The organism is Cryobacterium sp. Y57, assembly GCF_002929505.1.
Lineage (GTDB): Bacteria > Actinomycetota > Actinomycetes > Actinomycetales > Microbacteriaceae > Cryobacterium.
This window is the reverse complement of record NZ_PJJL01000045.1, coordinates 24911-34360: the sequence shown is the minus strand read 5'-3', so window position 1 is coordinate 34360 and position 9450 is coordinate 24911. Positions and strand designations below refer to the sequence as shown.

Below are 9450 nucleotides of genomic sequence, written 5' to 3'. Positions count from 1 at the left end.
GTGCCGTGCCGTGCCGTGGTGGCGGTGGTGATGACCGGGATCGTGGTGTCCGTGATGTCGGAGTCGCTGAAGGCGGAAGTGGTGGCGTCTCAGGAGGTTCAACTGGGGGAATTTGTTGATTAGGCGGATGCGTGGGGCGCAGACATCATCGCGCAGTTTCCCGCTGACGAAACCGAGACCATCTCGAGCAACTTCGGTGGCGGTCGTCAGGCTGGTGACAACTATGAACACTGGCCGAGGCACTATGTTTGGCACAAAATCGTTGAACTTCATCTTGAGGGTGCTCGGACCCCAATCGAGTTCGCTGATGATTTGAAGCCGTGGCTCGAGGAACAAGGCTGGGTACAGGTGCCGGACGAGTTTTCCCCGATGGAGGAAAGCATCGAGCGGTATTACAGCCGCGGTGGGTATTCGCTCAGGTTGGAGGCGGACACCGACCCGCCGCCAAGCGCCCAGTCAGTTGCCCTCATGATCGTGACGCCACGAACCAATCCTGACCCGCAGTGAGCGGTGCCGGCGATCGGTGCTCAGAGTTGTCCACGCGCACCGTGCCCACATTGTGCCGATCACTTAACGAAATCAGGATGATTTTGAGTGGCTGCCTTCAGTGTCAGCCGAGGCGGGGCGTTGCGGAGGTATTTTGTTGATGCGAGCTCTAAAGCCTGTGGGTCGATTCTGGCTTAGTCGAGCGTTGTCGGTGCCCCCTTGCGCGCCGCGGGCGGCAGACCTGCCTATGGAAGTGTCTCTTCCGACCTCGATTGAAGATGTCACTCCAGTCGACTTCGAGCAGTAATACTCGTCAGAGATCGCGTAAGTTCAACTCGTCGCCTACCCCGTGTCCACTAACCGGGGGCAAGGCCAATCGTATTGCTGCAACACTGTAGTTGCCCGGGAACGCTGAAAGCACGCATAGATGAGTACCCGTGTTCGACCCTCGCCGACCACTCGAACCTCACTAATCGCACCTGCCTATATCCCTAACCCACCATTTCGATGGGCTAGCCATGTTCAGCCTGGCGGTGGAGGCGTTGGCATGGTCGATCAGGGCGGCGATGTCTGCTGGACCGTAGACGGCAACGGAACAGGTGTTCGTTTCTAGTCGGTCTCAGCTCCAAGACCACCCACAATCACCTCATCTACCAGCGGTAGATGAGGAAATTCGGGCCACGTCACCATCCAGGTGGCGCGCTCGATCAGCAAAATAATCCCTCGGGAGCTTAGGCTTCTCGGGGGATTATTGTCCGGTGCGTGGCTCACACGAGTACGCGCCCGCCGCTGACCCAACCGCTGACCCAACCCCAGATGCGAAGTCAGCACGCATTACGCCCCTGCCGGCGCAGATGATGGAGTTGCTCCGCCGCCGTCACGAAGTATCGCGGGAGTTCACGACGCTCCTATTCCCCACGCCGCTGATGCGCCTACGTGATCCGTCGAATACTCAGCGAGATTCGCGACCGGCGCGACGTGCTTGGCTATCCCGAACTTTCTATGCATTTGTTTCGCGAGACCGTGGCGAGGATCCTGGACAAAAAAGGGGTTGTCGGCCACGGAGAGAGCCGACTACCTCGGTCACGAGAAAATGAAAAAATCCCCGTAAGCACAAGGCTTACGAGGATTTTGGTGGCCCCGACCGGCGTCGATCCGGTGACCTTTCAATTTTCAGTCGAACGCTCTACCAACTGAGCTACAGGGCCCCGAAGCTGCGCAATAAACGCCTCTTCTAAGAAAAAAGCCCTTCCTTTCGAAAGGGCTATTTTCTGTGCGACCCTGACCGGACTTGAACCGGCGACCTCCGCCGTGACAGGGCGGCGCGCTAACCAACTGCGCTACAGGGCCTCGATGTGAAAATGTGAATCTGTGTGCGAGGCACTTGGTAAGACTATTCTATTTATTTTGCTACTTCGTGCACGTGCAGTTTGCGTAGCCCCAACGGGATTCGAACCCGTGTTAACGCCGTGAAAGGGCGCCGTCCTAGGCCGCTAAACGATGGGGCCGTGAGCCACAATGTTCATGGCTGCCGAAGAGTAAGCATACGGTCTTGTGCGGCGAAGGCCAAATCGGCACGCGCAGCATTTGGATGAATGGCAACTAATTTTCGACACCAATTCGCAGCGCGCCCGCAAATGGATGGGCCAGCGGTTATTTCGCGAGTTAGATTCGATGGTGAAAGTGGGGGAATCCTGCCCACCTTGTTACGCTGGAGAATCTGCCTCGGCGCACGTGGCAACTGCTATAAGCCTGTTGGGAAACAATGATTCGCATGAAAACCGTGGACGGCCGCGAGACTGACCTGCCCACCCGCCGCTTGCGCGCAACCAATCGGTGGCCCAGGCACACCCTGACATTGACCAGCATTATGGCCGCCATGACGCTGTTGGTCACCCTGGTCAGCCCGGTAGCTCCAGCGAGCGCCGTCGATTACCCCTCCTGGCAGGACCTGCAAAACGCCAAGGCGAACACGGCCACTGCCACGGCGCAGGTGACCGCCATTGAGAATCTCATTGCCGGCCTACAGGTGCAGGTGCAAGAAACCCAAGCCGCTGCCGAAAAAAGCGCCAGCGAACTCGAGGTCGCGCAGCAGGAATTTGACGACGCCACCCGCCGTGCTGAAGATATCCAGGCACAGGCCGATGCGAGCAAGGCCACAGCGGATGCCGCCACCAAGCAGGCCGGCCAGCTCGCCGCCCAGCTCTACCGCACCGGCGGCACCGATCTCAGCGTGAATCTGTTCCTCGAGGGCGAAGGCGACGGAGCCGATGCTGACTTGCTGCTGGCAAAACTCGGCAACATGAGCAAGCTCGTTGAACGCAGCTCCGACGTCTACGAATCAGCACAATCGGCCACCAATAACGCTCAATCGCTCGGAGACCAGGCCAAAGCCGCTCAAGCCGAACGTGAGACGCTGCGCGTCGCCGCGGAGGCTGCACTCGCCACGGCCCAGGCTGCGGCCGAAGCAGCAGCGAACGCCCTCGCCGAGTCCGAAGCCAAGAGCGTCGAACTCGAACAGCAGCTGCAATTTATGCGCGACGCCCAGGCCACAACAACAGCGGGGTATGAAGCCGGAGTCGCCGAACGCGCCCGGATTGAAGCGGCCCGTATTGCAGCTGAAAAAGCGGCACGGGAAGCGGCAGCAGCCGCGGCGCGTACCGGTAGCGGTGGTTCTGGTGGTTCCGGTAGATCCGGTGGTTCCGGTGGCTCGGTGAGCATGACCGGTTGGGCCGTTCCGGCTGGCGGCCGCATCACCGGTGGCTACGGCCCCCGGGCGGTCATCTGTAACGGTGGTGACTGCAGCGGAAGCTTTCACTACGCCACCGACCTCGGCACCGGCTGCGGTGCACCAATCTATGCCGCCAATGCTGGCGTCGTCACCTGGGCTGGTCGCCTCGGCACATACGGAAACTTCGTGAAGATCAGCCATGGCGACAACGTCTCCACTGGCTACGCCCACATTCGCAATGGGGGCTACAACGTGAGTGTTGGACAGTCAGTGTCGGCCGGGCAGGTCATCGCCAGTTCCGGCGACACCGGCGCAGCCAACGGCTGTCACCTGCACTTCGAAGTGTGGATTGGTGGAAACCGCATCAATCCCGTTCCATTCATGGCCGACCGGGGAGCATCACTTGGCTGAGAGCACCACCGCACAAAGTAACTCCGCACAGGGCAACTCCGCACAGGGCAACTCCGCACAGGGCAACTCCAGCACGCGCGCACGCGTTCGCACCACGTCGAAACGTCTTCTTTCCGCCGTGGCGATCGGCGCGGTCTCGGCTGTCACAGCATCCGTTGCCGCCGCCGGTGGGGCCGCCTTTGCCGTCCCGGACTTTCCGAGCTGGAACGACGTCGAGAAGGCCAAGCAGAACGAGTCGACCAAGCTCGCCGAGATCGCGACTCTCGGCGAGCTGCTCGACGGTTTGGCGAGCCAGGCCGCGAAGGCTGTCACAACCGCACAGATTGCGGCCGAGGCTTACCGTGTGACGCAGGACGCCCTCGCTGCCGCCACCCTGCGCGAAACCAGCCTCAGCGAGCAGGCTGCCAGCGCCGAAGCCACCGCCGCAACATCGAAGATGCGTGCCGGTCTCATCGCCGCACACCTCGCCAAATCAGGTGCCAGCGGTCTATCACTCAACCTGTTTTTGAACGGCAGCAGCGCGGATGACTTGCTTAGCCAGCTGGGAACGGCCAGCAAGCTGAGCGAACAGTCCGAGCAGATCTACACCGAGGCTGTGCAGGACAAGAATGCGGCGGAGTCTCTCGGCGAGCAGGCGGCATCAGCGACCGAGCAACGCGAACAGCTCACCGAAGAGTCCAAGACCACGTTTGACACGGCCACGTCGAGTTCGAACGCGGCCGAGGTCGCCTACGACTCCCAACAGCGCAAGTCGAGTGAGCTCTTCGAACAACTCGCCCTGCTCAAAGACACTACGGCAGAAGCCGAGCGCAGCTTTCACGCCGGCGAAGACGCGGCCGCTGCGGCTGAAGCGTTCGCACAGGCGCAGGCATCCGCTGCTGCAATAGCGGATGCCGCACCCGCGCAACCCGCTCGCGATCCCGGGGCAACCGCCGGTTCGGGTTCAGGATCTGGTTCCACGCCGGCCATGCCGGTGACGCCCGCTGCACCGGCCACGCCAGCCACGCCCGCCACGCCCGCTGCACCGGCCGCGCCGGCTGCGGTACCCAACGCAAGCGTCGTCGATGCAGCACTCGCGTTCGCCCGCGGCCAGCTCGGTGACCGCTACGTCTTCGGAGGCTCTGGCCCCGACGCGTGGGACTGCTCCGGGCTGACCAAGGCCGCCTACGCAGCCGCCGGCGTTTATATCGGTACCCACTCAGCCACGGACCAGTACAACACCATGGCCCGGCAGGGCAATCTCGTCTCTTTCGCCCAGGTTCAGGTAGGCGACCTGGTGTTCTGGGGCAGCCCGGGCAACTATTACCACGTGGCGATCTACGTCGGTAACGGCCAGGTCCTCGAAGCCCCCAACCCCTCGGCGCGCGTGCGTGTGCACAGCATCTGGTCGTCGTGGGCCGTCGCGCCGTACGTTGGCCGCCCCGCCGCCTAGCTCCGGTTTCTGACCGCCGGATGACGCGCGAGGGTGATTCAGGAGATCCGCGCGGTGGCTGCCGACCAGTGCGATAGCCACAGGTCGCCGGCAAAATTTGCTGAATTAGCCCCGTCGGCCTGGCCGTAGGCAGAATGAAGGCCCCCAGGGCAACCAGGGGGCCTTCATTGGGGGTGCGGGTTAGTGGCCCTCGTCGGCCAGCTTCGCAATACCGTCGACCACGATCTGGTTGGCTTCGGCAGCGTCGCCCCAGCCCTCCGTCTTGACCCATTTATTGGGTTCGAGGTCCTTGTAGTGCTCGAAGAAGTGCTCGATTTCCTTGCGGGTATATTCCGGGATGTCGAGAACATCCTGAATGTGATCCCAGCGCGGGTCACCAGCCGGAACGGCGATGACCTTCGCGTCGGAGCCGCCGTCATCGGTCATATTGAAGACGCCCACCGGACGCACGGAGACGCCCACGCCGGGAAACAGCGGGTAGTCGAGCAGTACGAGAACGTCAACGGGATCGCCGTCGAGGCCGAGCGTGTTCTCGAAGTAGCCGTAGTCGGTGGGGTACATGAAGCTCGTGTAGAGCACGCGGTCGAGGTACACGCGACCGGTTTCGTGGTCTACCTCGTACTTATTGCGGCTCCCGCGAGGGATTTCGATGACTGCGTCATATTCGGCCATGGCTGGTTTCTCCCTTGATCAAAGTCTGCCGCTAACGTTACTGGATGGAATCTGTCCACCGTCCGCGCCTGACTCCGGCCCGGGCTGATATTCGCCGGGCCGTGCGCGACCTGCTCCCGTCGAAGGGGCTCGTCCTGGTCGGCCTGAGCGGCGGCGCTGATTCGCTCGCGCTCGCTGCCGCGACCGCCTTTGAAGCCGGTCGGGCGGGCATCCGTGCCGGAGCGGTCATCGTCGATCACAATCTGCAAACCGGATCAGCGGATGTCGCGGAGCGGGCCGCCATGGCCGCCCGACAGCTCGGCCTCGACCCGGTGCTGGTGTTGAGCGTTACGGTCGACAGCGCAGGAACGGGCCCGGAGGCGGCCGCCCGCACCGCACGGTACGCGGCTTTCGACCTGGCCCTCGAACGCACCGGGGCGAGCAGTGTGCTGCTCGGCCACACCCTCGACGATCAGGCTGAAACCGTGCTGCTCGGGCTCTCCCGTGGTTCCGGACCAACCAGCCTGCGGGGCATGGCAGCGCGAACCGGGCCAATTCTGCGACCATTGCTCGGCATCCGTCGGGCCCAAACCCGCCAATTCTGCGCCGATGCGGGCCTTCGGCCGTGGAGCGACCCGCAGAATTTCGACCCGCGTTACGCTCGAGTACGGGTGCGCGAGACGGTGCTGCCGTTGCTCGAGAACGAGCTCGGCCCTGGCGTCGGGGTGGCGCTTGCCCGCACCGCCGATGCACTGCGGGAGGACTCGGACGCTCTCGACGAGCTGGCGCGCACGATGCTGCAGGACCATTTTGCCAACGGCGAGATTGCAGCGTCCGTGCTGGCGTCTGTTCCGGCCGCGGTGAGGCAGCGAGTGATTCGGTTCGGAGTCGAGGCGATGTGTGGGGTGTGGCTGAATCGCGGTCAGACTTTGGCCGTGGCGGCGCTCGTGACGCAGTGGCACGGACAGGGGGCGCTCAGCCTGCCAGGTATTAGAGTTAAACGACAGGGCGGCATTTTAATCTTCTCCGCGCCTGGACTCACCTGAGACAAAGGAATGCTTTTTCCACATGGAACCTCGCGACATTGATGGCGACCTCACCGAGATCCTGATCAGCGAGGAGCAGATTCGGGCTCGCCTGGCCGAGATGTCACGCCAGATCGAAGTCGACTACGCCGGCACCGACCTGCTGCTGGTCGGAGTGCTCAAGGGCGCGGTCATGGTCATGGCCGATCTGGCCCGCGAACTGCATCACCCGGTGACCATGGACTGGATGGCTGTCAGCTCCTACGGCTCCGGTACGCAGTCCAGCGGCGTGGTGCGCATTCTCAAGGACCTCGATACCGACCTCTCCGGTCGTAACGTGCTCATCGTCGAGGACATCATCGACAGCGGGCTGACCCTGTCATGGCTGTTGGCGAACCTGAAAACCCGCGGTCCGGCATCCATAGAGATCTGCGCCTTACTGCGCAAGCCGGATGCCGCGCGCGTGGATATCGACGTGAAATACATCGGTTTCAACATTCCGAACAAGTTTGTGGTCGGCTACGGACTCGACTACGACGAGAAGTACCGCAACCTACGCTCGGTGGGTATTCTCGCCCCGCACGTGTACTCCACCGTTGCCGCGCCCTCGCTCTAATCACAGCCTGCGCACCGGTCGGAGTTTCCCCTAAAGCGAACACACGGCTTTTCCCCTGTAATCGAGCGCTAGCCTGAGGTCACCATGAACGTCAAGAAGCTACTACGCGGTCCGATTCTCTACATTGTGCTCGCCGTCATCGCCGTCTGGGTGGGGTCAAGCCTCATCACCATGAGCGGATTCCGCGAGGTCAGCACGCAAGAGGGCCTCGGCTTCCTCAAGTCGGGCAATGTCGCCGAAGCCACTATCGTCGACGGCGAACAACGCGTCGACCTCACGCTGACCAAGGCCAGCGGCGATCTCGGCACCCAGGTGCAGTTCTACTACGTCGCCCCGCGTGGCGAAGAGATCATCACCGCCGTGACTGCGGCCAACCCCAGGGACGGCTTCACCGACGAGGTGCCGCAGCCCAACTGGATCCTGGGCGTGCTCAGCTTCCTGCTTCCTGTCTTGCTCATCGGTGCCTTCTTCTGGCTCATGATCTCGATGCAGGGCGGTGGCAGCAAGGTCATGAAGTTTGGCAAGTCCAAAGCCAAGCTCGTCTCCAAGGAGAGCCCGCAGGTCACGTTCGCCGATGTCGCCGGTACCGACGAAGCCATCGAAGAGCTCGAAGAGATCAAAGACTTCCTCAAGGAGCCAGCCAAGTTCCAGGCGGTCGGCGCGCGTATTCCCAAGGGCGTGCTGCTCTACGGCCCTCCCGGCACCGGTAAAACTTTGCTTGCCCGCGCGGTGGCCGGCGAGGCCAACGTGCCGTTCTACGCCATCAGCGGCTCGGACTTCGTCGAGATGTTCGTCGGAGTCGGTGCCAGCCGGGTGCGCGACCTGTTCAGCCAGGCCAAGGAAAACGCGCCCGCCATCATCTTCATCGACGAGATCGACGCAGTTGGCCGGCACCGTGGTGCCGGCATGGGTGGCGGACACGACGAACGCGAGCAGACCCTCAACCAGCTTTTGGTCGAGATGGACGGCTTCGATGTGAAAGCCAACGTCATTCTTATCGCCGCCACCAACCGCCCCGATATTCTCGACCCGGCGCTGCTGCGCCCTGGCCGGTTCGACCGCCAGATCGGCGTCGACGCACCCGACATGCTCGGCCGCAAGCGCATTCTGGAAGTGCACTCCAAGGGCAAGCCCATGGCTGAAGGCGTCAACCTCGAAGTGCTCGCCCGCAAGACGCCCGGCTTCACCGGAGCCGACCTCGCCAACGTGCTCAACGAAGCCGCGCTGCTCACTGCCCGGTCCAACGCCCAACTCATCGACAACCGTGCTCTCGACGAGGCCGTCGATCGGGTCATGGCGGGACCGCAACGACGCACGCGTGTCATGCGCGACAAGGAAAAGCTCATCACCGCGTACCACGAGGGAGGACACGCCCTCGTCGCCACCGCGATGAACTTTACTGACCCGGTGACCAAGATCACGATTCTTCCGCGCGGCCGGGCCCTCGGCTACACCATGGTCATGCCGCTCGAAGACCGTTATTCGGTCACGCGCAACGAACTGCTCGACCAGCTGGCCTATGCCATGGGCGGCCGTGTCGCCGAAGAAATCATTTTCCACGACCCAACCAGTGGTGCCTCCAACGACATTGAGAAAGCCACGGCGACCGCCCGCAAGATGGTGACCGAGTTCGGCATGAGCAGCGTCGTCGGTCCGCTCAAGCTCGGTCAGGGCTCGGGCGAGGTTTTTCTCGGCCGCGACATGGGTCACCAACGCGACTACTCGGAGCGGGTCGCCGAGAGCGTCGACCGCGAGGTGCGCCAACTGCTCGAAGACGCCCACGACGAGGCCTATGAGGTACTCATCAAGAACCGCGTGATCCTGGACGAGCTGGCTACGGCCCTGCTGGAGCATGAAACGCTTGATCAGAGTGCCCTCGCCGAGATCTTCGCCAATGTCGAGCAGCTGCCGCCCCGTCCGCAGTGGCTCTCCAGCGACAAGCGCCCCGTCTCGGACGTGCCGCCGATCGCAATGCCCGCCCCGAAGGCCCCCATCGAAGGCGACGCCGTTGATGGCGGCATCTCCAGCGGCGACGCACCCCACGCCAAACCAAAACGCGCGCCGGCTCTCAACCCCCGCCCCGCGACCGCCTAGGCGC

General features: G+C 62.8%; 6 protein-coding genes and 3 tRNA genes. 5 read left to right on the top strand and 4 right to left on the bottom strand.

The window, feature by feature from the left end:
* Window positions 1–1618: 1618 nt before the first annotated feature.
* From CXY72_RS02090 to CXY72_RS02080, 3 genes are all read right to left on the bottom strand, one after another.
* A tRNA-Phe gene (locus CXY72_RS02090) sits at window positions 1619–1694 on the bottom strand.
* A gap of 68 nt (window positions 1695–1762) precedes the next feature.
* Window positions 1763–1836 (bottom strand) — tRNA-Asp (locus tag CXY72_RS02085).
* A gap of 85 nt (window positions 1837–1921) precedes the next feature.
* Window positions 1922–1994: transfer RNA gene (locus tag CXY72_RS02080), tRNA-Glu, on the bottom strand.
* A gap of 266 nt (window positions 1995–2260) precedes the next feature.
* On the opposite strand from CXY72_RS02080, the gene CXY72_RS02075 reads away from it, so the two are divergent.
* Window positions 2261–3628 (top strand): M23 family metallopeptidase, encoded by a 1368-nt coding sequence (locus CXY72_RS02075; protein WP_233197610.1) that lies wholly within the window; start codon window positions 2261–2263, stop codon window positions 3626–3628.
* Window positions 3621–5060 carry an NlpC/P60 family protein gene (locus CXY72_RS02070; protein ID WP_104126064.1) on the top strand — a complete coding sequence of 480 codons (1440 nt, stop codon included), beginning with the start codon at window positions 3621–3623 and terminating at the stop codon, window positions 5058–5060. The genes CXY72_RS02075 and CXY72_RS02070 overlap by 8 nt, the downstream gene beginning before the upstream one ends.
* Before the next feature lie 180 nt (window positions 5061–5240).
* Here the strand turns inward: CXY72_RS02070 and ppa are convergent, their stop codons facing one another.
* Window positions 5241–5732 (bottom strand): inorganic diphosphatase, encoded by a 492-nt coding sequence (gene ppa, locus CXY72_RS02065; protein WP_104126063.1) that lies wholly within the window; start codon window positions 5730–5732, stop codon window positions 5241–5243.
* 44 nt (window positions 5733–5776) lie between these two features.
* Here ppa and tilS point away from each other — a divergent pair, with 44 nt between their 5' ends.
* The 3 genes from tilS (at window position 5777) to ftsH (ending at window position 9446) form a co-directional block, all read left to right on the top strand.
* Window positions 5777–6757, top strand: a complete 981-nt coding sequence (gene tilS, locus CXY72_RS02060) for a tRNA lysidine(34) synthetase TilS (RefSeq protein WP_104126062.1) — start codon at window positions 5777–5779, stop codon at window positions 6755–6757.
* A gap of 22 nt (window positions 6758–6779) precedes the next feature.
* Window positions 6780–7352 carry a hypoxanthine phosphoribosyltransferase gene (gene hpt, locus CXY72_RS02055; RefSeq protein WP_104126061.1) on the top strand — a complete coding sequence of 191 codons (573 nt, stop codon included), beginning with the start codon at window positions 6780–6782 and terminating at the stop codon, window positions 7350–7352.
* An 84-nt stretch (window positions 7353–7436) separates the two neighbouring features.
* Window positions 7437–9446, top strand: coding sequence for an ATP-dependent zinc metalloprotease FtsH (gene ftsH, locus CXY72_RS02050; RefSeq protein WP_104126060.1), 2010 nt, complete (start codon window positions 7437–7439; stop codon window positions 9444–9446).
* Window positions 9447–9450 lie beyond the last annotated feature (4 nt).

Excerpts from the sequence above, each read along its gene's own strand:
- CXY72_RS02075 (WP_233197610.1), top strand. The coding sequence starts at position 2,261 with ATGAAAACCGTGGACGGCCGCGAGACTGACCTGCCCACCCGCCGCTTG.
- ppa (WP_104126063.1), bottom strand. The coding sequence starts at position 5,732 with ATGGCCGAATATGACGCAGTCATCGAAATCCCTCGCGGGAGCCGCAAT.
- tilS (WP_104126062.1), top strand. The coding sequence starts at position 5,777 with ATGGAATCTGTCCACCGTCCGCGCCTGACTCCGGCCCGGGCTGATATT.
- hpt (WP_104126061.1), top strand. The coding sequence starts at position 6,780 with ATGGAACCTCGCGACATTGATGGCGACCTCACCGAGATCCTGATCAGC.
- ftsH (WP_104126060.1), top strand. The coding sequence starts at position 7,437 with ATGAACGTCAAGAAGCTACTACGCGGTCCGATTCTCTACATTGTGCTC.